General features: G+C 37.7%; 23 protein-coding genes. 17 read left to right on the forward strand and 6 right to left on the reverse strand.

Annotated elements, in window-relative coordinates:
* Window positions 1–72 precede the first annotated feature (72 nt).
* Window positions 73–264 (forward strand): membrane protein YhzF, encoded by a 192-nt coding sequence (gene yhzF, locus COE25_RS12090; protein WP_088086001.1) that lies wholly within the window; start codon window positions 73–75, stop codon window positions 262–264.
* A gap of 57 nt (window positions 265–321) precedes the next feature.
* Here yhzF and COE25_RS12095 read toward each other — a convergent pair whose 3' ends face one another.
* On the reverse strand, window positions 322–849 hold the full coding sequence (locus tag COE25_RS12095) for a tryptophan transporter (RefSeq protein WP_088086002.1): 528 nt from the start codon (window positions 847–849) through the stop codon (window positions 322–324).
* Between the two features lie 145 nt (window positions 850–994).
* Entirely contained in the window at window positions 995–1,414 is a 420-nt protein-coding gene (locus COE25_RS12100) for an HIT family protein (protein WP_088086003.1), read from the reverse strand.
* A 596-nt stretch (window positions 1,415–2,010) separates the two neighbouring features.
* Between COE25_RS12100 and COE25_RS12105 the strand changes: the two genes are divergently transcribed.
* From COE25_RS12105 to COE25_RS12115, 3 genes are all read left to right on the forward strand, one after another.
* Entirely contained in the window at window positions 2,011–2,751 is a 741-nt protein-coding gene (locus tag COE25_RS12105; protein ID WP_088086004.1) for an ABC transporter ATP-binding protein, read from the forward strand.
* Window positions 2,744–3,955, forward strand: coding sequence for an ABC transporter permease (locus COE25_RS12110; protein WP_098932827.1), 1,212 nt, complete (start codon window positions 2,744–2,746; stop codon window positions 3,953–3,955). The genes COE25_RS12105 and COE25_RS12110 overlap by 8 nt, the downstream gene beginning before the upstream one ends.
* A 98-nt stretch (window positions 3,956–4,053) precedes the next feature.
* On the forward strand, window positions 4,054–4,779 hold the full coding sequence (locus tag COE25_RS12115; protein WP_098932828.1) for an EcsC family protein: 726 nt from the start codon (window positions 4,054–4,056) through the stop codon (window positions 4,777–4,779).
* Window positions 4,780–4,795: 16 nt separating this feature from the next.
* Here COE25_RS12115 and COE25_RS12120 read toward each other — a convergent pair whose 3' ends face one another.
* A complete protein-coding gene (locus COE25_RS12120; RefSeq protein WP_098932829.1) occupies window positions 4,796–5,974 on the reverse strand; it encodes a M20 family metallopeptidase in 1,179 nt (392 codons plus the stop codon).
* A 146-nt stretch (window positions 5,975–6,120) separates the two neighbouring features.
* On the opposite strand from COE25_RS12120, the gene COE25_RS12125 reads away from it, so the two are divergent.
* Window positions 6,121–6,759 (forward strand): phosphatase PAP2 family protein, encoded by a 639-nt coding sequence (locus tag COE25_RS12125; protein ID WP_180247495.1) that lies wholly within the window; start codon window positions 6,121–6,123, stop codon window positions 6,757–6,759.
* A 39-nt stretch (window positions 6,760–6,798) separates the two neighbouring features.
* Here the strand turns inward: COE25_RS12125 and COE25_RS12130 are convergent, their stop codons facing one another.
* Window positions 6,799–8,196: a hypothetical protein gene (locus tag COE25_RS12130; RefSeq protein WP_088086009.1), complete on the reverse strand. Its 1,398-nt coding sequence runs from the start codon at window positions 8,194–8,196 to the stop codon at window positions 6,799–6,801.
* A 302-nt stretch (window positions 8,197–8,498) separates the two neighbouring features.
* On the opposite strand from COE25_RS12130, the gene hemE reads away from it, so the two are divergent.
* The 8 genes from hemE (at window position 8,499) to COE25_RS12170 (ending at window position 19,624) form a co-directional block, all read left to right on the forward strand.
* Window positions 8,499–9,545 (forward strand): uroporphyrinogen decarboxylase, encoded by a 1,047-nt coding sequence (hemE, locus tag COE25_RS12135; protein WP_098932831.1) that lies wholly within the window; start codon window positions 8,499–8,501, stop codon window positions 9,543–9,545.
* A gap of 172 nt (window positions 9,546–9,717) precedes the next feature.
* Complete coding sequence (gene hemH, locus COE25_RS12140; RefSeq protein ID WP_098932832.1) at window positions 9,718–10,650, forward strand: ferrochelatase; 933 nt, start codon at window positions 9,718–9,720, stop codon at window positions 10,648–10,650.
* Between the two features lie 30 nt (window positions 10,651–10,680).
* Window positions 10,681–12,123, forward strand: a complete 1,443-nt coding sequence (hemY, locus tag COE25_RS12145; protein ID WP_098932833.1) for a protoporphyrinogen oxidase — start codon at window positions 10,681–10,683, stop codon at window positions 12,121–12,123.
* 212 nt (window positions 12,124–12,335) lie between these two features.
* Entirely contained in the window at window positions 12,336–14,690 is a 2,355-nt protein-coding gene (locus COE25_RS12150) for a YhgE/Pip domain-containing protein (RefSeq protein ID WP_257208795.1), read from the forward strand.
* Between the two features lie 112 nt (window positions 14,691–14,802).
* Window positions 14,803–15,537: an MBL fold metallo-hydrolase gene (locus COE25_RS12155; protein WP_098932835.1), complete on the forward strand. Its 735-nt coding sequence runs from the start codon at window positions 14,803–14,805 to the stop codon at window positions 15,535–15,537.
* Between the two features lie 16 nt (window positions 15,538–15,553).
* On the forward strand, window positions 15,554–16,543 hold the full coding sequence (gene lplA / locus COE25_RS12160; protein ID WP_098932836.1) for a lipoate--protein ligase: 990 nt from the start codon (window positions 15,554–15,556) through the stop codon (window positions 16,541–16,543).
* A 151-nt stretch (window positions 16,544–16,694) separates the two neighbouring features.
* Window positions 16,695–18,257 (forward strand): fatty acid--CoA ligase family protein, encoded by a 1,563-nt coding sequence (locus COE25_RS12165; RefSeq protein WP_098932837.1) that lies wholly within the window; start codon window positions 16,695–16,697, stop codon window positions 18,255–18,257.
* Window positions 18,258–18,352: 95 nt separating this feature from the next.
* Window positions 18,353–19,624, forward strand: coding sequence for a M48 family metallopeptidase (locus COE25_RS12170; RefSeq protein WP_098932838.1), 1,272 nt, complete (start codon window positions 18,353–18,355; stop codon window positions 19,622–19,624).
* 160 nt (window positions 19,625–19,784) lie between these two features.
* On the opposite strand, the gene COE25_RS12175 is transcribed toward COE25_RS12170, so the two are convergent.
* Window positions 19,785–20,021 carry an IDEAL domain-containing protein gene (locus COE25_RS12175; protein ID WP_088086018.1) on the reverse strand — a complete coding sequence of 79 codons (237 nt, stop codon included), beginning with the start codon at window positions 20,019–20,021 and terminating at the stop codon, window positions 19,785–19,787.
* A gap of 192 nt (window positions 20,022–20,213) precedes the next feature.
* On the opposite strand from COE25_RS12175, the gene COE25_RS12180 reads away from it, so the two are divergent.
* A complete protein-coding gene (locus tag COE25_RS12180) occupies window positions 20,214–20,789 on the forward strand; it encodes a competence protein ComK (protein WP_257208788.1) in 576 nt (191 codons plus the stop codon).
* 21 nt (window positions 20,790–20,810) lie between these two features.
* On the opposite strand, the gene COE25_RS12185 is transcribed toward COE25_RS12180, so the two are convergent.
* Window positions 20,811–21,176 (reverse strand): YhjD family protein, encoded by a 366-nt coding sequence (locus COE25_RS12185; RefSeq protein ID WP_088086020.1) that lies wholly within the window; start codon window positions 21,174–21,176, stop codon window positions 20,811–20,813.
* Between the two features lie 271 nt (window positions 21,177–21,447).
* On the opposite strand from COE25_RS12185, the gene COE25_RS12190 reads away from it, so the two are divergent.
* From COE25_RS12190 to lepB, 3 genes are read left to right on the forward strand one after another with little or no spacing between them, the layout of a single operon-like run.
* The gene (locus COE25_RS12190; protein WP_098932840.1) at window positions 21,448–22,383 is read left to right on the forward strand and encodes an LCP family protein; all 936 of its coding nucleotides are present in this window, start codon (window positions 21,448–21,450) and stop codon (window positions 22,381–22,383) included.
* Between the two features lie 41 nt (window positions 22,384–22,424).
* Window positions 22,425–23,090, forward strand: coding sequence for a TVP38/TMEM64 family protein (locus tag COE25_RS12195; protein WP_088086022.1), 666 nt, complete (start codon window positions 22,425–22,427; stop codon window positions 23,088–23,090).
* A complete protein-coding gene (gene lepB / locus COE25_RS12200; protein WP_088086023.1) occupies window positions 23,080–23,634 on the forward strand; it encodes a signal peptidase I in 555 nt (184 codons plus the stop codon). Before COE25_RS12195 ends, lepB begins: the two co-directional genes overlap by 11 nt.
* Window positions 23,635–23,712 lie beyond the last annotated feature (78 nt).

The following is a 23,712-nucleotide window of genomic DNA, read 5'->3' on the forward strand; positions in this document are numbered from 1 at the left end:
ATGGACGCCTAAACATATAAATAGTTACAACAAATGGTAGAATTTTTGAAACTAAATAGGGGGATAAGATAGATGAAGCTTGCTGCAACCCTTTTTTTAATTTTTGGTGCGATCTTTTTATTAGGAGCAATTAAATATTTTTTAAGATTAACAAGCCCCGGTGTATATCCACCTAAACAAATATTAAAGAAAAGAACATTTGCATTAGCTGGAGGTGGAGGGATTTGTCTGGTAATTGCTGTAATGATCACCTATTTTTTATAGAAAGTATATTAAGAAAAGAACCCCTCTGGGTTCTTTTCTTAAAAAGGATCCCGTTCATTATTTTTGAATGACGGAAGGTGTTGTTAATTTAGTTCGCTTAACAATTGATTGAGCTACTGGATACAAAATAACCATTGTAACGGTATTGAGTGCAATGGCGGGCAAAACACCTGCTGCAAATAGTGCGGTAAAAGACATAGGTAAGCCTACAAGATAGAATGCTGATGTTAAAAAGATTGTCCCTGAAACAGCAGTTCCAACCGCAGTTAAGACGGCAACACTTACAATAGAGTTTCGGTATTTTTTTAAGGATAAAAATAAACCGAGGAAGACCAAAGCAGTGATGGGCTTATCAATGATATTAGGAATTTGTCCACCTGGAAATCCAGTTGTTAATGCAGACAATACTCCAGTCACAATGGACAAGAGCAAGACACTCTTTATCTCAGGAATAAGGATTATTCCCAAAAACATCATAGCAAGCATCATGTCAGGTTTAATTCCAAGAAAACTTGGCATTACCGTATGCAAGACCACCCCAATCCCCGCTAATAGTGCTAAAATTACAATGTTCTTCGTATTCATTTCTCTTCTCTCCTCTGCTATACTAATCTATTTGTTCCTCCTGCAGTGCTCTAGTCGCCTGCAGCGAAAAACCTGCTCTCATTATAACATAATTATATAATAATAATAAAGATATAATTTTCAGACAATTAAAAATACCTTAGTTTTACACTTGATTATTAATATTTGCAGCCATTTCTTCTAACATTGGGAAAGTATATTCACTTTGATTACTTTTCCATACAGCTCCAAATCCGTCCCCTTTTCCATAACGCGGAAGTAAATGCATATGATAATGAAATACGGATTGACCGGCATGTTCACCATTATTATTTAGCGTATTTAATCCAATTGGTTCAAATTCTTTTTTTAAGGCATTCGCAATGGCAGGGACCACTTCAAAAAGGTTTCTGGCAATTTCTGGAGTTAGTTCAAATAAGTTTTCCTTATGTATTTTCGGAATAACTAATGTATGTCCTTTAGTTACCTGTGTAATATCCAAAAAGGCTAATACATGCTCATTCTCAAAAACTTTTGCGGATGGAATTTCTCCATTAACAATTTTACAAAAAATACAATCGCTCATTACATACACGATCCCTTCTAATTGGTTTGTATTATTTTACCATACAAACTCCAAAAAGAAAAAGGCAGGATCCGCGTGGAATCCTGCCCTCTCGAAGGGGAATTGCTTCAAAAGGTACGTTCAATAGGAGTGTTCTTTGATAAACACCTCATTTTTCATAGAGTGTTTTTTATAAAGAGACATTATTGTTCAAGCTGACCATCCCCTATAGTGTTTTTATATGTTTTCCCAACTTATAAAAACAGGTAGCGATCTGCGGTAAACACCTCATTTAATGTTTATTTTTTTAAGATAAACAGTTACTTGGTGTTACTAGAACTCAAAATGGTTACTGTGCACTTGGTACAAAACAACCATCCCCTTATCTGAAACGAATTGGAAGCTCACTTATTTGAAATGTAAATTGTCTTTGACAGACACCTCATCTCAAGTTTTGATGAATCGCTTCATCGAAGTAAGTTATTTCCCCTTCGAATATTATGATGTCCGATGTGAAAAGAAATATACAAAAAAAAGATAAAAATTTGAATTTCTATTTTTATCAAGGACAATTTGTTAAAATAATAAAATAATCGTGCTTAGGAAGGACGTTGCAAATGTCTTTATTAATGATTGAAAATCTTGTCGGGGGATATACACGAAACCCTGTCTTAAAAGATGTTTCCTTTGAAGTAAAGGAAAAAGAAATTGTCGGCCTTATTGGATTAAATGGGGCGGGCAAAAGTACAACCATAAAACACATTATTGGATTAATGGAACCACACCGTGGTGCAGTAAAAATAAATGGACAAACCTTTACAGAAAATAAAGAAGCTTATCGTAAAATGTTTACGTTTGTTCCAGAAACCCCGGTTTTATATGAAGAATTGACCCTTGAGGAGCATTTGAAACTTACGGCAATGGCGTACGGTCTTGACGAGGCTACTTATAAAGAGCGTATTACATCATTGCTGACAGAATTTCGTATGGAAAAGCGTTTAAAGTGGTTTCCTGCCCATTTTTCTAAAGGCATGAAACAAAAGGTAATGATTATGTGTGCATTTTTAATTCAGCCGTCTCTATATATTGTTGATGAACCTTTTGTTGGTCTTGATCCACTGGGTATTCAATCCCTACTTGATTTAATGAAAAAAGTGAAAGATAACGGTGCAGGTATTTTAATGTCCACTCATATTTTGGCCACTGCGGAAAAGTATTGTAATCGATTTGTGATTTTGCATGAAGGAAAAATACGTGCAAAAGGGACGCTTGAGGAGTTGAGGGAGCAATTTTCCATGCCAGCTGCTTCTTTAGATGATTTGTATATTCAATTAACAAAGGAAGAAAATTATGTTTGATGAAAAAAAGCTTTGGAAAGACCGAGCTAGCGGTCGTATTAAAGATTTAGGCAGGTATTTACGCTATATTTTCAATGGGCATCTGGTCGTTGTTTTATTGTTTTTAATTGGAACGGCCTCATTTTATTATCAAAAGTGGATTGAAACTCTTACAGATGGTTTTCCTGCAGAAATAATTATCGCTGTATTGATAGGTATCTTGTTAACCTATAGTCCAGTTTACAATTTCCTGCTTGAAGCCGATCAGGTGTTTATACTCCCGCTTGAGGAAAAATTAAAAGGGTATTTTCTTCGTTCAGGAGGAACGAGTCTTGTTTTTCAAGGGTATCTTCTCCTTATGTTGTTGGCAGTATTGATGCCAATGTATGCCCAAATAAGTAGTAATGGCTTCCGTTCATTTATCCCCTTTCTAGTTATACTTTTGGCCTTAAAGGCTTGGAATTTAGCGACTAGCTGGAGAATTGACTTTTTCGTACAATCTTCTATCCATAGATGGGATATCTTTGTTCGCTATTTAATAAATGCAACTTTTACATATTTGTTATTTAAACATGCGAGTATTTTTATCCTATTGCTAATTGTTGTAGTTTGTATTTTTTATTACTTTTACTTTTATGTTCAAACTAAGAAAATGGGCCTTAAATGGGATTTATTAATTAATCAAGAAGAGAAAAGGATGGCGTCCTTTTACCGGCTGGCAAATATGTTTACAGACGTGCCAAAATTAAGGGATACGGTAAAAAGAAGAAAATGGTTAGATATATTCATTAACCGAATTGCCTTTTCCCGCGATAAGACCTATCATTATTTGTTTTCGAGAGCCTTTTTACGGTCATCTGATTATCTAGGACTCTTTACGCGCTTAACAGTAATTGGTGCACTTGCGATTTATTTTATTTCTTTTGGGTTAGGTCAAATTTTACTTGGAATTTTATTCTTATATTTAACGGGTTTTCAGCTTCTTCCACTTTGGAATCATCATCAAAATAAACTATGGGTAGACTTATATCCTGTGGAACAAAAATATAAAACAGGAGCATTTTACTATTTATTAATGACCATTTTAGTGATCCAAACAGTCATCTTTTCATTATTTATATTGTTTAAAGGTGATTTGTTCATATCGTTGCTATCTTTAGGTGCTGGACTTGTTTTTAGCTATGTTTTTGTTTATTTTTACGCTAGTAAACGATTGAAATCATAATCGGAAATCCCCTTTTAAATCATAAAAGGGGATTTTTGTGAAACTATTGGGCGGAGAACTTCGAATGTATGCATATTATTATTGTGGAGGGGTTGCCAATGAACGAGTATGAATTAAAGGTTTTTGAGGAAGTCGAAGAGTGGAAACGAAAATTAACGAGACGTTCAGGGATGATGAACCGATTATCGAAAAAAGCTCAAGGGAAAATAAATGAATTAATTCCTGAAAAGGTTCATGAGGTAATGACAGAAAGTATCAAAGCAATGGTAAAAGCAACGTTATTCGGCTCGCAGGTGACAACCAGTAAAGATCAGGCACGTGGCTTAACGCTTGCAGAAAGAGATGAGTTAGCAGTTATAAAAATTGCTTCTTTTCAAAAGACAGCGATGATTGAAGGTGCGGGGACTGGGGCTGGTGGTATTTTGCTTGGACTAGCTGACTTTCCGTTACTGCTTTCCATTAAGATGAAATTTCTATTTGAAGCAGCATCCATCTATGGGTTTAGTACAAAGGAATATGCAGAAAGACTTTTTATTCTTCATGTTTTTCAGCTTGCATTTTCAAGTGAGGACATCCGTAAGAGTACACTAGATGAAATTGAAAACTGGGAGAATCGAAAGCGGGTTCTTGTGGAAATGGATTGGCGCAAGTTTCAGCAGGAGTATCGGGATTATATCGACTTAGCTAAAATGCTCCAACTAGTCCCGGGCATTGGAGCTTTTGTCGGTGCTTATGCCAATCACAATCTCCTTAAGCATTTAGGAGAAACAGCTATGAATGCCTATCGATTAAGACTACTGCAAAAATCCCCTGACTCAATTTGAGTGCAGGGGATTTTCCTTAATCATTACCATGAATACTTATTGCGGCCACACCCAATGTTTTCGCTGCAATTAACATTGCCTTTTCATCAATATCAAATTTGGGGTGATGATGAGGGTATCCAGTTTCGCTGCCTACCGGCTTTGCTCCAGTGAAGAAGAATGTACCTGGCACGTTTTGCAAATAATAGGAGAAATCTTCACCGCCCATTTGCGGCTCGCTTTCTTCGATAGTGGTTACTTCTGCGACCTTCTGTGCACAGGAAGTCAAATAAACGGTTTCTTTCTCATGATTGACCACCGCAGGGTAGCCCCGATCAAACCTAAATTCATACGAACTGCCTGACATAGAGCATGTACCAGCAATAATTCTTTCCATTTCATCCTCGATAAATTGACGGACGCTATCATTAAAAGTCCGCACAGTGCCAATGAGATGCGCTTTGTCAGCTATTACGTTGAAGGCATTCTGTGCCGTGAAAGAGCCAATGGTGACAACAGCGGAATCAATCGGATTAATCCTGCGACTGACAATTTGCTGTAGATTTAAAACAAGCTGAGAAGCAATTACGATGGCATCTACCGTTTTATGTGGCTGGGCACCATGACCGCCTTTACCCTGGATGTCAATTTCAAAGCGGTCAGCCGCCGCCATGATTGGTCCGGTTCGATATTGGATGGTTCCCGTCGGTTCACTTGCCCATAAATGAGTACCAAAAATCACATCAACACCATCTAAACATCCATCTTCAATCATTGAAATCGCACCACCAGGAGCATACTCCTCAGCGTGTTGATGGATAAAAACATATGTGCCTTCCAATTCCTCTTTTAAATCGTTGATTGTTTTTGCAAGGACGAGGAGAGTAGCTGTATGACCATCATGTCCACAAGCATGCATCACTCCTGGAACTAAGGATTTGTATGGAACTTCCTTTTCATCCTGAATGGGTAATGCATCAAAATCAGCGCGTAATGCAACCGTTTTACCAGGCTTCTTTCCATAAACCTTAGCAACTACACCATTACCACCCACGTTAACTCTTACTTCAATTTGGAGCTTCTCATAAAAGGATTGAATGAATTTTGCTGTATTATATTCCTTAAAAGATAACTCTGGATGCTGGTGCATATAACGGCGTAAGGCAACCATTTCTTCATATGACCCTTCTAAAGCAGCAAACAGCTTGTTTAACAAATCGATTCCCCCAAACGTATCAGAAATAAAGAATGTATTTTCAAACTATTTTATCACTTTTATCCTATAAAGTAGATTTTTATATTCCTATTCATTATACTTTTATTAGAATTTCTACTAGATAGATGCAGGAAAGGGTTTGGGGAATGGGGAAAAATCAAAACAGGTGGAATCCTTCTTTTATTTTTATGTTTATTGCTGTATTAATTGCCTTATTTACTACAATCAAAGTCGGAATCCACAGCCAATTTTGGATTGATGAAAAGATAGCAGGGCTATTCTCACATGTACCTGAGACAATCATTCCTTTTTTTATTCAACTAACAGAAATGGGAGATAAAAAAGGGATTGGGGTTGTGGCCTTGCTAGCGTTAGCCTGGTTACTACTAAAAAAAAGGAGCTATATTGGTGCTGCCGTTCTGGCTTTATCAATAGCATTAGGTAATGAAATTAGTAAGCTTTTAAAAGATCTTTTTGAGCGACCTAGGCCAGACCTTGAACATCTTGTCAATGTGAAAAGCTACAGTTTTCCGAGCGGTCATGCCATGGTAGGGATGATTGTTTATTTTATGATTGCGTATCTTTTAATTGAGGGAACAAAATCAAAGGCAGGAAAAATAACCATTGCTGCAATTACAACCATCTTACTATTATTAATAGGTGCTAGCCGAATTATTTTACATGTTCATTATCCTTCCGATGTCCTTGGAGGCTATGCCTTAGGTTATCTTTGGGTAGTGATTTGGATTCAAATATATACCTATTTAAAAAAACGTATAAAATAAGTAAAGAGGCTGATCACTGGATCAGCCTCTTTACTTGGATTAAATGAGAAACATTGCTGCAATCGTTGTCACGACGAGACCGATCACAACTGGTAGGAGGTTTCTTCTGGCTAGTTCAAATGGATCAACATTACAGATAGCGGCAGCCGGGATTAACGCCCATGGTACAAGTGTTCCGCCGCCTACCCATATAGCAGCGATTTGCCCGAGTGCAGTCAATGTGGCAGCACCTTTACCTATAGCCACAGCAAATAGGCTGGCAACGGATCCAGCAAGCGATATGCCTGAAAAGCCTGAACCATCCAGACCAGTGATGGCACCTACAGTAGTTAGGGTAATCGCCCCAACTTCTTTGCTTAACGGAACGATATTCGCGAGAGCAACGCCTAAATCATTGACAATCCCTTGGGAAGCCTTCGGTAAAAAGTCACCAATGATTTTCCCAAATCCGGCGTCACCCAAATAGAAGAACGCGGCAATTGGAATAACAGGACCAAAAACTTTAAAACCAAATTGGAATCCTTCTATTAAATATTGGGTTGTTTTTTCTAAGCCTTTATTTTTATGGCTCGTTAAAGTGATTAACAGAAGAATAAGAATGGAGGTACCACCAATTAATGCTGTGGCATCACCACCTGCTAAATCAAGGATTGACATGGCGGCAACATCTGCAGCAAATAATAATGGTACTAATATAGCAAAGAAGCGTTTTTGAGCAAGTGATAAAAGCGCAGGATGGTCAGTGCTGCTCGAAGGCGAATCCGAGTTGACAGAAGTTGTAGTGGTTAGAACACCACGCTTCATATCCCTTCGTAAGAAGTAGAATGCCGTAACGGTTGTAACAAGACCCATAATAAATACTAATGGAATGCTGGCATTAATGACATCTTGAATTGGAATACCTGCTGCATCAGAGGTAAGCTTAGGGGCAGCCTGAATCACAAAGTCACCCGATAAAGCGATTCCATGACCAAACAAGTTCATTGCCATGGCAACACCAAGGGCAGGAAGTCCTGCTCGAATCGCAACTGGAAGAAGGACGGCACCTAAAAGTGCAACAGCAGGGGAAGGCCAGAAGAACCAGGAAATAATCATCATTAGAATTCCTATTGTCCAATAGGCGAGAGTTGGGTTACGAATAAGTTTTCGAAAAGGTGAAATCATGACATCATTAATTCCGGTTACCGTTAATGTATTGCTCATCGCTACAATTATTGAAATAACAAGAATAGTAGATAATAATTCTGTAATGGCATAACTGAAACTGTTGAAAATACTACTTATCGAATGACTTAACGAACCGGTTGCTGTGATAGCAATTAGGAAAATACCTACGATACAAACAATGGATGTGTCCCTTCTCATTACCATAAACCCAATAATAAGAACAATAAAGGTCACATATATCCAATGAAGAGCAGTAAGCTCGACAATCATACAATTTCCTCCTTTCTTTCACCCAGGGGGGCTATAGCCCTGTTGGATGTAATACAGAATATGAAAATTGCATCAAGTGGTGAGAGCTGAAAGTGAAAAAAATATTGGGAAGTAAGCCTGCAGATTTAACGAATTTTAAAACATAAAAACGACTTTTTTTTGACAGTTAATAGCGTTATCTATACACAAATAGGATTAATAGATATAGTAAATACAGTTTAGAAAGAATCAGTAAGTTTTAAATTCATGCTATATATATTAAAATGGACAACAGACATGTTTTTGAAAGGTGGACTACCCTAATGACAAGACCGATTAATGAAACATTTTTAAAAGCAGCCAGAGGTGAGAAAACTGACCATGTACCTGTATGGTATATGCGCCAAGCTGGTCGTTCACAACCAGAGTACAGAGAGATTAAAGAAAAGTATTCCTTATTTGAAATCACTCACCAGCCTGAGCTTTGTGCGTATGTAACGCGCTTGCCTGTTGAACAATATAACGTCGATGCAGCCATTTTATATAAAGATATAATGACACCCCTGCCAGCGATTGGTATGGAGGTAGAAATAAAAGGTGGGATTGGACCAGTTATTGACAATCCGATCCGTTCTTTAGCAGATGTTGAAAAGCTAGGCGAAATTAATCCAGAAGAAGATGTTCCTTATGTATTGGACACAATTAAATTATTAACCCAAGAGCAATTATCCGTGCCATTAATCGGCTTTTCTGGTGCACCATTTACTTTGGCAAGTTATATGATCGAAGGCGGCCCTTCTAAAAACTATAATAAGACCAAAGCGTTTATGTACACCGAGCCAAAGGCATGGTTTGCACTTATGGAAAAACTTGCGGACATGATCATTACATATGTAAAGTCGCAAATTAAAGCTGGTGCAAGGGCCATCCAGATTTTTGATTCATGGGTGGGAGCACTCAATGTAGAGGATTATCGTTATTTCATTAAGCCTGTCATGAATCGTATCTTTACTTCATTAAAAGAGGAAAATGTTCCGTTAATTATGTTCGGAGTTGGTGCTAGCCATCTTGCATTAGAATGGAATGACCTGCCAATTGATGTTGTAGGTTTAGATTGGCGCTTGCCAATTCACGAGGCAAGGGAAATGGGCATTCATAAAACCGTTCAAGGCAATCTTGACCCGGCTATTTTGTTAGCTCCATGGGAAGTAATCGAAGAAAGAGCGAAAGCAATATTAGACCAAGGAATGGCACAAGATGGTTACATCTTTAATTTGGGTCACGGTGTATTCCCTTCAGTTAACCCAGAAACGTTGAAAAAATTAACTTCATTTGTCCATGAGTATTCAGCATCAAAACTCAGTCGTTAAGTTTCCATCTTAAGTCTTTAAATTGGTAAGCAGTCCAATTTTTTGGCACAATAATATGGGCTGCTTGATATTGGGTCATTAAGAGCACTCCAGCTTTTATTGGCCCCAAACCTAATCAGTCGTCCAACATTGAATACGGAAAAGCGAAGAGACTTTAAAATGAGGTGCGGACATGACAAAAAAGAAAATGGGTCTGCTGGTAATGGCATATGGTACCCCATATAACTTAGATGATTTAGAGAGGTACTATACACATATTCGCCACGGCCGGAAGCCAACTCCAGAAATGATTGAAGAGCTTCGCAGTCGATATGAAGCGATTGGCGGGATCTCCCCTTTGGCAAAGATCACACTCGAGCAAGCAGAAAAACTCGAAGAACATCTAAATAAAATCCAACAAAATATAGAATTCAAAATGTATCTTGGTCTAAAACATATCCAGCCGTTTATTGAAGATGCTGTTCATCAAATGCATGCTGATGGGATCGAAGAGGCTGTAAGTATAGTTCTTGCTCCGCATTTTTCAACCTTTAGCATAAAATCCTATAATGGAAGAGCCCAAGAAGAAGCAGAAAAATTAGGCGGGCTAAAGATAAGAACAATTGAAAGCTGGTATCAGGAACCACAGTTTATCGATTATTGGGCAGGAAAGATTAAAAAAATCTTTGACCAAATGCCTGAAGAAGAAAAGGATGATGCAGTTCTCATCGTTTCAGCGCATAGTCTGCCAGAGAAAATTTTGCAGTTTGGGGATCCATATCCGAGTCAACTGAAAGAAACAGCTGACTTAATTGCTGAACAGGCTGGGGTAAAAAAATACGTTGTTGGGTGGCAAAGTGCTGGGCAAACTCCTGAGCCTTGGCTGGGCCCAGATGTTCAGGATTTAACAAGGGATTTATATAAAGAGCATCATTATAAGGCATTTGTTTATGCACCTGTAGGGTTTGTATCTGAACACCTTGAAGTGCTTTATGATAATGATTATGAATGTAGAAAAGTGACGGAAGAATTAGGTGTAAGCTATTATCGACCGGAAATGCCGAATGCAAAGGAAGAATTTATTGATGCATTGTCGATAGTTGTTCTTAAAATGACAGCTGAATAAGATTCAGATTAGTGGAAGAAGGTGAGTACCGTGGCAGAAGAAAAACAAAAGATTATTATCATTGGGGGAGGAATTGCTGGGCTCACATCAGCTTTTTATCTTCAAAAAGCAATTCAAGACCATAATCTCCCGTATGAAATTAAACTCATCGAAGCATCACACCGTCTCGGTGGCAAAATGCAAACCGTTGTCAGGGATGGTTATACGATTGAGAGAGGCCCGGATTCATTTTTAGCACGAAAGACAAGTATTTCCAGGTTAGCTGCGGAAGTAGGGATGGATGATCAATTAGTCCATAATTCCACGGGAAAATCATTCGTTTTAGTTAACGAGAAACTTCACTCAATGCCCGGTGGTTCGATCATGGGAATTCCAACGGAAGTAGGACCTTTTCTCACAACAGGTCTTTTTTCTATTCCTGGTAAACTAAGAGCTGCGGCAGATTTCCTTTTACCTCGGTCCGAAAGCGGAAGAGACCAATCATTAGGCGAATTCTTCAGAAGAAGACTAGGCGATGAGGTTGTCGAAAATTTAATTGAACCATTATTATCTGGGATTTATGCCGGTGATATAGATCAATTAAGCCTCATGTCTACTTTCCCGCAATTCTATGAGGTAGAACAGAAATATAGAAGCCTGATCATTGGCATGAAAAAATCTACCCCTGCCCAACCCAGCAAACCTGTAAGTAAGGAAAAAGCTAAAGGCGCTTTCTTAACATTTAAAACGGGGCTTCAATCCTTTGCAGAAGCCATTGAAGCAAAATTGGATCCAATATCTATTTTAAAAGGACATCGTGTAGACAAAATCACCAAAGTTGAGAATAAGTATGAAGTTTATCTCAATAATGGGGAAACAATGGTGGCAGATAGCGTCATTGCAGCGACTCCTCATAAAATAACACAGGCGATGTTTGCAGAGTATAGTTTTTTTGATCCCTTGAAATTAGTCCCTTCTACCTCAGTAGCAACAGTAGCTTTAGCATTTCCGGAAGAGGCAGTGAAAAATGACATCGATGGAACAGGTTTTGTTGTTTCTAGAAATAGTGATTATTCGATCACTGCATGTACTTGGACACATAAAAAGTGGGATCATTCAACTCCAAAAGGGAAAGTATTACTCCGCTGCTATGTTGGGAGGTCTGGAGATGAAACCATCGTTGACCTCTCTGATGACAGAATTATTAAGATTGTACTAGATGACTTGAAGAAAACGATGGACATCACAATGAATCCGGATTTTGCAATCATTTCACGTTGGAAAAATTCAATGCCCCAATATACAGTGGGACATAAACAACGTTTAGCTGACATTTTAAAGCATATGAAAACGGATCTACCTGGTGTATTTTTAGCAGGTTCTTCTTATGGTGGTGTTGGACTTCCGGATTGTATTGATCAAGGAGAGGCAGCTGTCAAAGACGTCCTGGAGTTTTTAACAAGAAAAGATTTTTCAAAAGGAGCTGTTCATTGATAACAGCTCCTTTTTTCTGCTTGCAATCAGGCAGGAATCATTGTATACTCTAAAAGTATTAAATGACCGAATTGTTCAAGTGGTCATAATTTATTAGGTAGGGTAATAGTCAATTTTAGGGTTGTCTATGGGATAGTCCTAATTTTTTAAACAAAAATGACTAAATGAACAAAATAGTCATAAATTTAAAAGGAGGGTCATAAGTGAAAAACATGCTATTTAAGGAAGAGCTCCTTGCTATTGTAAGAAATAAAAAAGTGTTAATCCCAATTATTGCTGTCATGTTTGTCCCCGTATTATATGCAGGAATGTTTTTATGGGCATTCTGGGATCCATACGCAAAACTTGATGAACTTCCAGTTGCCGTTGTCAACGAAGATGCGGGTGCAACGCTCGATGGGACCCATTTGAAGCTTGGTGATGATTTAGTATCTAAGCTAAAGAAAAATAAACAATTTGGGTTTGAGTTTGTCGGTAAAAAAGAGGGCTACGATAACTTAAAAGAACAGAAATATTATATGGTCATCGAAATCCCCAAGGATTTTTCAAAAAATGCGACAACTTTATTGGATGAGCAACCGGAAAAGCTGGAATTGGTTTATACACCTAATGAAAGTTATAACTTCTTATCTGCGCAAATCGGCGCCACGGCTGCAGAAAAAATCAAAACAGCTGTTGCTGAAAAGGTAACTGAAACTTATGCTGAAACCATGTTTGATAAAATCAGTGAGCTTGCCGATGGTGTTGTAAAGGCGAGCGATGGTGCAGTCCAGTTAAGTGATGGTTCTGTTGACCTTGAAAAGGGCTCAATGGATTTAAATGATGGGCTAGCAACCCTTGCTGAAAAAACAAGTGAATTTAACGATGGAATGAAAGCTGCTGATGCCGGATCTAATAAGCTTGCAGTTGGATCGAAGGATTTGTATAACGGACTTTCTACTTTAGCCAAAAAGTCGATTGAATTCGACAATGGTGTGAAGGCAGCAACTTCCGGCTCTAAACAAGTAGCCAGAGGATCGACTGAGTTGAAAAAAGGGCTAGCCAAAGCTGATGCCAATCTTCTGTTGCTTATTGATGGAACGAAGGAGGTATCTGCAGGTGCAGAACAATTAAAACGTGACCTTCCCGCAGGGATTGCTGCAGGAATTGAAAAAGAATTGACTGGAAGTGTTGGAGAACTTAATTCGGGTATTGATCAATTTCAATCACAGTTAACTAACACATTAGCAACCCAAATTGCGGATCAAACAATAACGCAACAAACAGAGAAAATGCAGAAACTAGCCCAAACCTTAATTGAGAACAAAGTGGATCCAGCACTGGTTCAAGGAATAATGGCTAATGAGAAAAAAAATGCACCAACGAAAGAACAGTTAGAGCAGCAAATTTTATCAGAACTTAACCCTAAAATGGAGGCTGGTTTTAACCAATTCAAAACAGGGGTAGATGGAAAATTAGCAGGTTCATCGAAGGGCTTAGAGGATAAAATAAAAGCTCAAACAACCCCTTATTTTGATCAATTAATTGCCGGCATTGGCAAAGTTAATGGCGGTCAGCAGGAATTGCAAAAAGGGATCCATGATTTATATGCAGGTTCATCAAAATTAACAGATGGCACCAACAATCTTTCTGAAGGAATAAGTCAGTTGGCAGATGGTGCTGATAAAATTTCCACAGGAACCGGACAATTAGCATCAGGTTCGGGAAATCTGAAAAAAGGGGCCGCGGATCTTACAAATGGTATGAATCAATTAACAGCGGGTGCGTCTGCCCTAACATCTGGAACGGGACAATTGTCAGATGGTTCCGGGCAGTTAAAAGACGGTACATCGAAACTTTCTAATGGGGCCAAGGAATTAGCAGATAAACTATCAAAAGGTGGAAAGGAAGTTGCAAAGGTTCACTCAAATGAAAAGACTTATAATATGATGGCAGATCCGGTAAAGCTCGATAGTGAGAAAATTAATCATGTGCCAAACTATGGAACGGGATTTACACCATATTTCCTATCGCTAGGCTTGTTTGTAGGTGCACTTCTTCTCTCAATTGTCTTTCCACTTCGTGATACAGCGATTGCTCCGGCCAATGGATTTAACTGGTTTTCTAGTAAGTTTTCAATCATGGCTGGGATTGGAATTTTCCAAGCTTTATTGGCAGATGTGATTCTCCTTGGAGGATTAGGTCTAGATGTACAAAGCGTACCAAAATTTATTCTTTTTTCAATAATAACAAGCTTAACGTTTATCGCGTTAATTCAGCTCCTTGTCTCTGTATTTGCCGAGGCTGGCCGCTTTATTGCGATTATTATCTTGATTTTACAATTAACTACCAGCGCCGGAACATTCCCGCTTGAGTTAATCCCGAACTTCTTACAGCATTTCAATGCCTATCTGCCGATGAGCTATTCGGTTCAAGGCTTTAAGGCTGTTATTTCAAGTGGCGATTACAGTTTCATGTGGCAAAATCTCATAATTCTAATAGGCTTTATGCTTATTTTCTCTGTAGGAACCATTGCTTACTTTACAATAAGATTAAATCACAAATATAAACATCAAATGAATGAATAATTAATGAAAAACCAGCCGTGAAAAAAATGCGGCTGGTTTTTTGTACTATACTGAAAAGAAATCATTTTTTGAGTATATTAGAAATATAAACATTGAATTGGAGGAGTTTAATTTGAAACTTACGGTTATTGGTTTTTGGGGTGGATATCCGAAACTGAATGCGGCTAGCTCGGGTTATTTACTTGAACATGAGGGATTTCGTCTATTAATCGATTGTGGAAGCGGGGTACTTTCTAAGCTCCAAAATATTATCCAGCCCGAAGAACTGGATGCTGTTTTACTTTCGCATTATCACCCCGATCACATTGCAGATATTGGTGTTTTGCAGCATGCGAGATTAATCCAAGGGTTTTTAGGAAAGAAGACCCCAACACTAACTCTATATGGTCATGATATGGATCCATATGAATTTAGCAAATTAACCTATAAAGAGATTACAAAAGGAGTAGCCTATAATCCTAGTGATATTCTCACAGTTGGTCCATTTCAGGTTTCATTTCTAAAAACAGACCATCCAGTCCCTTGTTATGCAATGAGAATAGAGGCAAATGGAAAAGCAATCGTCTACACTGCTGACAGCTCCTTTAAGGAAGAATTTATCGAGTTTAGTCGGAATGCGGATGTATTATTGTGTGAGTGCAACCTTTACGGACATCAAAACGGTAAGTCTGCAGGACATATGAATAGTATCGACGCTGGAAAATTTGCTCAAAAAGCTGATGTTAAGCAATTAATTCTTACCCATTTGCCGCATTATGGCTCAATAACTGAGTTAATCACCGAGGCTGCCAGTGAATTTACTGGTATAATCATACTTGCAGAAGAATTTCAATCTATTTCACTATAAAAAGGGGAAGTAAACTATGTTATTCATCGATAATAAAGGGATCACCGATCCGCAGATAAATTTGGCAATCGAAGAGTACGCACTGAAGAATCTTGATATTAATGAAACGTATTTATTATTTTACATAAATGAACCTTCTATCATAATTGGAAAGAATCAAAATACTATTGAAGAAATTAATACGGAGTATGTGGGAGGAAATGGAATAAAAGTGGTCCGCAGGCTTTCAGGCGGTGGAGCGGTTTATCATGATCTTGGAAATTTAAACTTTAGTTTTATTACCAAGGATGACGGGGAAAGTTTTCACAACTTCCGTAAATTCACAGAACCGGTCGTGGCAGCATTGAAAAAATTAGGAGTAAATGCGGAATTAAGTGGCAGAAATGATTTAGAGGTTGGAGGTCGAAAAATCTCTGGTAATGCCCAATTTTCAACAAAGGGCAGAATGTTTAGCCATGGTACATTGATGCTTAATTCAGAAATCGAAAATGTAGTATCAGCTTTAAAAGTAAAAAAAGATAAAATCGAATCAAAAGGAATTAAATCAGTCCGCAGCCGGGTTGCCAATATTTCTGAGTTTCTTACTGAAAAGGTGGAAATTGATGAATTCCGGTCTTTATTGTTAAAGAATATTTTTGAAGGGCAAGATGAAATACCAGAATATGTTTTGACGGACGAGGATTGGGAAAAGATTTACCAGCTATCAAAAGAACGCTATCAAAACTGGGAATGGAACTATGGGAAATCACCTAAGTTCAATCTACAGCACTCTCACCGCTTCCCAGTAGGCTCCATTGATGTCCGCCTTGAAGTTAATAAAGGTGTCATTGAAAATTGTAAAATCTACGGTGACTTTTTTGGTGTTGGTGAGGTAAGTGAAATTGAGGAGAAGTTAATAGGCACTCGCTATGGAAAAAATGAAATTGACAAGGCGCTTGCAGATATTGATACAACCCATTACTTTGGAAGTGTTACGAAAGATGAGTTTTTAAACTTACTATACTAAGACCAGGGCACAGCGTTTATTGCGCTGTGTTTTCATTTTTGTGTGAATTTTTAGTATTATACTTGAATAGATTACTTTCTTTTAATATAATATATTTAGAAAATTGTAACAATTTTGTGAATGAGTATTCATTCAACTTAGGGGGAGAAATATGAATCTTTTATCACAGTTTGAAGAATCTGCGAAGAACTTTTCCACTAAACCGGCCTATCATTTTATGGACCAAATATGTACTTATGCTGAATTGGATGGGGCAATTACGAAATTTGCATCGGGTCTCGAAAAATTAGGGGTGGGAAAGGGGGATCATATCGCATTATTGTTGGGTAACTCCCCTCACTTTGTAATCAGCTTATATGGGGCATTACGGTTAGGGGTAACTGTTATTCCCGTGAATCCTATTTATACTGCAGATGAGATTAGCTACATATTAAATAATGGCGATGTCAAAGTAGTGATCGCTCTTGACTATGCGATCCCGTTAGTCGAAAAAGTGCATACTTTCCTACCTAAAATTAAGCATTATATTTTTTGTGAAACGACCCCAAATAGCAGAATAGAATCGAAAATTGAAAACCTCTCAGGCTCTTCAAAAATGAAATCGTTTACAGCGATCGTGGCTTCTGGAGAATTAAACTTTAAGGGACCAAATCTCGGAGACGATGATACAGCCATTATTCTTTATACCTCGGGTACAACTGGCAAACCAAAAGGTGCTATGTTAACTCATAAGAATTTGTATAGTAACGCTAAAGATGTCAGCGAATACTTGAAAATGAATCCCGATGATAGAATAGTAACGGTTCTGCCGATGTTCCATGTTTTCTGCTTGACAGTTGCTTTAAATGCACCTTTATTAAGTGGGGCGACACTATTAATTGCACCCAAATTTAGTCCAAAGGAAATTTTTGAGCTTATCAAAGATAATCAGGCGACTGTTTTTGCTGGTGTCCCGACCATGTATAATTTCCTCTTCCAATTTCCTGATGGCAATCCTGATGACCTAAAATCCTTACGCTTTTGTATTTCAGGAGGAGCTTCATTGCCTGTTGCCCTCTTAAAGAATTTCGAACAAAAGTTTAATGTTGTAGTATCTGAAGGTTATGGTTTATCGGAGGCTTCACCTGTTACTTGCTTTAATCCGCTAGACCGCCCGCGCAAGCCCGGTTCAATTGGAACATCTATCCTGCGTGTCGAAAATAAAATTCTGAATGAGCTTGGTGAGGAAGTACCCGTTGGTGAGGTGGGTGAACTTATTGTTCGTGGTCCCAATGTAATGAAGGGGTATTATAAAATGCCAGATGAGACGGCGGCGGCCATTCGGAATGGGTGGCTTCATACCGGTGACCTCGCCAGAATGGATGAAGATGGGTATTTTTATATTGTCGACCGAAAAAAGGATCTAATCCTTGTTGGAGGCTATAATGTCTACCCGCGAGAAGTGGAGGAGGTTATTTATAACCATTCGGATGTCCTAGAAGTGGCTGTCCTCGGCGTTCCAGACCCAAATCTTGGTGAGGCTGTTAAAGCCTATGTTGTAAGTAAGAATCCAGGGCTAACGGCAGAACAATTACTAGATTATTGCAGGGAACACTTGGCTAAATATAAACTTCCATCTTCGATTGAATTTATCGAAGAACTTCCAAAAAATACAACTGGGAAAATATTAAGGAGGGCACTAAAGGCACAAGTAGCCAAAACTGTCAGTAACTAATTCTTAAATAGTTGGGCAGGTCACTTTTACAGTTCTAATTTGTCCTTTTTTAACTAAACTAAGTATAGAGAGTCTGTACACAAAGGAGGACAAATATGGCGAGAAAAATGGGAGTCTATGCGGTTATGGGCTACATTCTATATGGATTATTTTTTTATTGGTATTTATTCCATTTTGCCGATACAAACCTGCCATTTGAATTCGAAGGATCAAAGGCGGACCCGACAACCTTTTTAAATGGCAGGGAACTTATGCTGAGCGAGGAGTATTCAAAAATAAGGAATTTATTATTTTTCCTATCTACTCCGTTTGAATGGCTTTTATATTTCTTAATTTTATTATTTGGTTTTTCCAAGGCATTCAAGCGCTGGGCGGAAAACTCATCAAAATATAAGCTCCTTCAAACAGCCATTTATCTTATTTGGTTATCGGTATTCGCTTATTTGGCGACATTTCCTCTCAGCTATATTAGTTTTTCTTTATCAAAAACATATCATATTTCAACTCAAACCTTCGCTTCCTGGATGAAGGATGAGTTGATTGACTTTTGGCTTAATTATGGGACATGGTTGATCATTGTCCCCGTATTATACTGGCTCATGAAGAAAAGTCAAAAGCGGTGGTGGCTTTATGGATGGCTTTTATCGATTCCATTTACATTATTTATGATGTTTCTCCAGCCAGTTGTTATTGACCCGTTATACAATGACTTTTATCCATTAACAAATAAGGAATTGGAAACGAAGATACTGGCTTTGGCCGATAAGGCTGATATTCCAGCACAAAATGTTTTTGAAGTGAATAAGTCAGAGGAAACGAATGCTTTAAATGCCTATGTTACAGGAATTGGCTCTAATGCTCGGATTGTCCTGTGGGATACTACCTTAAATAAATTAACAGATGATCAAATTTTATTTATAATGGCTCATGAAATGTGCCATTATGTCGAGAAACATATTTATTTTGGAATTGCTGGATATTTGCTAATTTCGCTGCTCGGATTGTATTTGACGTATCGGATTATGAATTGGGCAACAAGACGCTGGGGCAAGGAATTAAATATCTCAGACGTTAGAGATATCCGATCACTTCCATTATTTTTTATGATTCTTTCGATGCTCCTATTTGCTGCAAGTCCACTGACGAATTTTACTTCTCGTTATCAGGAAACACGCGCTGACAAATATGCGATTGAGATGACCAAAAATCCAGAAGCAGCGATTACTTCTTTTCAGGAATTAACCCGCTCTGGATTAAGTCAAGTAAATCCACCGCTATTGGTGAAAATTTTCCGCTATACCCATCCTTCAATGCTTGATAGAATTTCGATGCTTGAAGATTATGAAGTTAAACAAAGGAACAAATAAATACAATCCATGGAAGGCTGAGACATTTTGATATGTCTACAGTCTTTTTTTTTACAAAAATATGTTATTTACGAGCCTTCGTCCACTTACATTTTCTATTTATGCGTTAGAAAAATATACAATGAAAAAGCCGTCAATCTATGACGGCTTTAACAAAATTCTACGTTCCAAATCGTTTGTTGATTTCATTGAGCTGTCCGGATAGAAGGAGGAATGACTTTTTGTCTTGACAATCAATGGCCACATCAATTTTCTGTAATAATTTTTCTTTTTCTACTTTTAGTTGAATTTCGGACAACAGCATTTCGATGTATAAATCTTGGACGAAGTTCTCTTTCAGACGATTTCGTTTCATGGCTCCTAGTTTCATTAATTCCGTGTATGATTTTTCATTCATGAAAATCACCTCTGTTGCTTTTTAAAATTATATGGTTTTTTTTGAAGAATATCATTAGTTTTTATAATTTTCTGATAAATATTTCTTTGACATGAATTTTGTGAATAAATTAGGAACAATTCAGAAAAGTGAGGGAATTAAAAACCAATAGTGGTAAGATATGGTGGATAATATGAAAAGGAGTTGAATGGGTTGAAGCATCCTCAAATCGAAGAATATGAGATAAATACGTGGACGATGTTTGTAGAACCGGTGACATATGGAGGGAAAATTTATTCACGTGCAGTAGAAATAGAAGATGAATTCTTGTCACCCTTTAAGCCATTGGATATCATCAAAAAAGGCTGCGTTTATTTTGGTGTTGATTACGAAAGCAGGAAAAAGGGAACAAGACAACTAATTGGCTATACTCGAAAAATCCCAATTGTAATTGAACCAATTAACCACATCTATTTTTTTCCTACTGTATCGCCGCTAACTCCTGAGTGTATATGGATTTCACTTGAGCATGTGGAGTGTTATCGTCGCGTATCCTCTAAGAAAACGATGATTATTTTCCGCAATAAGCAATCTCACATTTTTCCAGTTCCAATTGGTACAATTGAGGGGCAAATGTTAAGAACCTCATTACTAAAAACAAAACTTTTGCAAAGAATAGAAAGTAATGGGAGAAAGTTATTTTATCAGCCTAACGGGCCCCAATCGTTAAATGCCTTAGAAAGATCCCGTGAATATGATGCTGATTCCCATTCAAAAGACCCGAAATAAAGGGTTGAATTTTCTTAACTATTAACGGGACAGATGTTTTTTTAATAAATAGGCCTCCATTAATTCTTGGACTTTGTTGCGGATTCTTGGATTAAAGTAATTATGATTTTCTTCATAGCCTTTATAAATAAACCTGTACAACGTAAAAGCATCGTCCCGTTTTGTTTCAATCACCTGAAGCTTATTCTTTTTCATATATAGTTTTACCTCAGCAAGTTCCCTTTGGATCTCCTTCATCGTTTCCTCAATCAAATCCAAATATGGTTGTTTTAATTTAAACGGGCTATTTGCAACTACAGTTAAATCCCTGTTTAAGATAATTAGAACCATTGGTAAATACATAGCCTTTTCCATTATGTCTCGATCATCTTCGGGGATTCTGGTCATTTTTTCAGTCACACCTTTCTATATTAAACGAACAAACGTTCCTCTTTATTTTACAAAAAAGAACCGTCAAAAGCAATAGGACTTTCCATTTACAAAAACTCGTCATTGGGCGAGTTTTATTTATTGAAATGTTTAGTTGATATATGAGAAAGTTTTTATTAATAGAAGGATATCTGATAGGGGAAAATGAATTAAATGAAGAAACCCTGAAAAAGAAAAAACAGTTATAAATTTAGAAGAATAAAAAACCTGGATGAATAGGTGATAAACAATGAGATCTGATAAATATCAAACCAAGAAAAAGAGAAGATGGCCATCCGTTTTACTTGTCTTCTTACTGATAATAGGTGCAGGGGCAGGTTATGCTTATTATCAATACAAGCAGGGCGTTAACCAATCATTAAAAAAAATGAATAACAAAGCATCTAATGTTGTCTATGATTTCGAAGGAAAAAAGGATCAGTATGGGGGGACAAATATCCTCGTGCTTGGTAGTGATGCTAGAGGAAAGGAAAAATCTCGGGCAGATACAATCATGATTGTTCATTATAATGAAGACAAAGGAACATTTAAACTAACTTCTATTATGAGGGACAGTTACCTTGAGATTCCGGGGCATGGAAAGCATAAAGTTAACTCCGCATTCGCACGCGGTGGTCCAGAATTAATGAGACAAACTATTAAGCAAAATTTTGATATTGACCTCCAATACTATGTCATTGTGGACTTTCAAGGATTTGTGCAACTAATTGATGAAGCATTTCCCAATGGTGTAGAAATCGATGTAGAAAAGAAAATGTCAAAAAATATTGATGTCACTTTAGAACCAGGTCTGCAAAAATTAAATGGAGCAGAAATGCTCGGGTATGTCCGCTACCGTCATGATGCGATTGGTGATTTTGGAAGGGTAGAACGTCAACAAAAAGCGGTTAAGGCCATTGGGGACCAATTGATGGGCCTCCAAACGATTCCAAAACTCCCGAAGCTAATTGGTGTTGTCACGCCTTATGTGAATACAAATATGAGCACTTCCGACATAACATTTATGGCTAAAGATTTCTTTTCGAATGATCGAGGAAATATCGATACTTTACGGATTCCTGTTGAAAATAGCTATTCCGATGCTCGAGTCTCAGGGGAGGGAGCCGTATTAGAGATCGATGTCGAAAAAAATAAAGAGGCACTCCATCAATTTATTACAAAGTAATCATAGGCACAGCTAATTAGTAAAAAATGAGGAGAAACCGGATGGATATTGAATCATTAAAAGCATGGTTTACGCTTGAACATATTATGAGTCTTATTCAAGAATACCGAGCCCTTGGACCCATACCAGGCGTATTGCTTATTGTCATTGAAGCATTCTTGCCATTTCTCCCATTGTTTTTATTTGTAATGGCTAATGCCAGTGCCTTTGGACTTTGGTTAGGATTTTTGTATTCATGGCTTGGAGCCTGTATCGGGGCAATGCTCGTATTTTCGCTTATTAGAAGGTATGGGCAAAAAAGGTTATTATCCTTTTTACCTAAGCACCCTCAAGTCCGTAAGCTAATGGACTGGGTAGATCGTCATGGGTTTGGCCCACTCTTTCTACTGCTTTGTTTTCCATTTACACCCTCGGCAGTTGTTAACATTGTCGCTGGTCTTTCCAAAATTCGATTTTCCCAATACATGCTGTCCGTGTGTATTGGGAAAATGGTGATGATTTTCACGATTAGTTTTGTTGGCTATGATATTCAGTCATTACTGACGAAGCCTCTTCGGACTGTTGTAGTATTGCTTGTTATTTTCATTCTTTGGTATGTTGGTAAAAGAATTGAAGGCAGAATGAATAAGGGCACGGAAACTGACCATAATGGTGAAATAGATAGAAATTATAAGCAGGAGAAACGGAGGAGCTTTAATGAAGATTGAATGGAAAAAGGAAGGCATGGAATGGGCAAAGGCTTTTGCGATTGGTATCATTATTTTTGCTTTTATTCGTACATTTTTCTTTTCAAATTATGTGGTAGAAGGCGAATCGATGATGCCGACGCTGCAGGATGGTAACAAACTGGTAGTCAACAAGCTTGGTTATCAAGTCGGGGAATTGAACAGATTTGATGTCATCGTTTTTCATGCCAATGAAAAAGAGGACTTTGTCAAACGTATTATTGGGCTGCCAGGGGATAAAATTGAATATCGTGATGATCTACTGTATATAAATGGGCACAAGTACGAAGAGCCATTTTTAAATGTTTATAAACAAAAATCACCTGGAATCAGGATTACTGGAGATTTCAGTTTAAAGGAAATAACCGGTGAAAATATAGTTCCTGATGGAAAATTGTTTGTCCTTGGTGATAATCGATTAGGTAGTTGGGACAGCCGCCAATTCGGTTTTATCTCAGCTAGTCAAGTTGTCGGCAAAGTTGATTTACGTTATTGGCCAATAAATGAAATGGACGTCCATTTTTAGATGAATAGATTGAGGGAGGAGCACGATAATTAAATCGTGTTTTTTTTTCTGTCATAAAATTACCATTTTTGCCTCTAA

Origin of the sequence: Bacillus sp. AFS031507 (genome assembly GCF_002584635.1) — a bacterium.
Classification (GTDB): Bacteria; Bacillota; Bacilli; order Bacillales; family Cytobacillaceae; genus Neobacillus.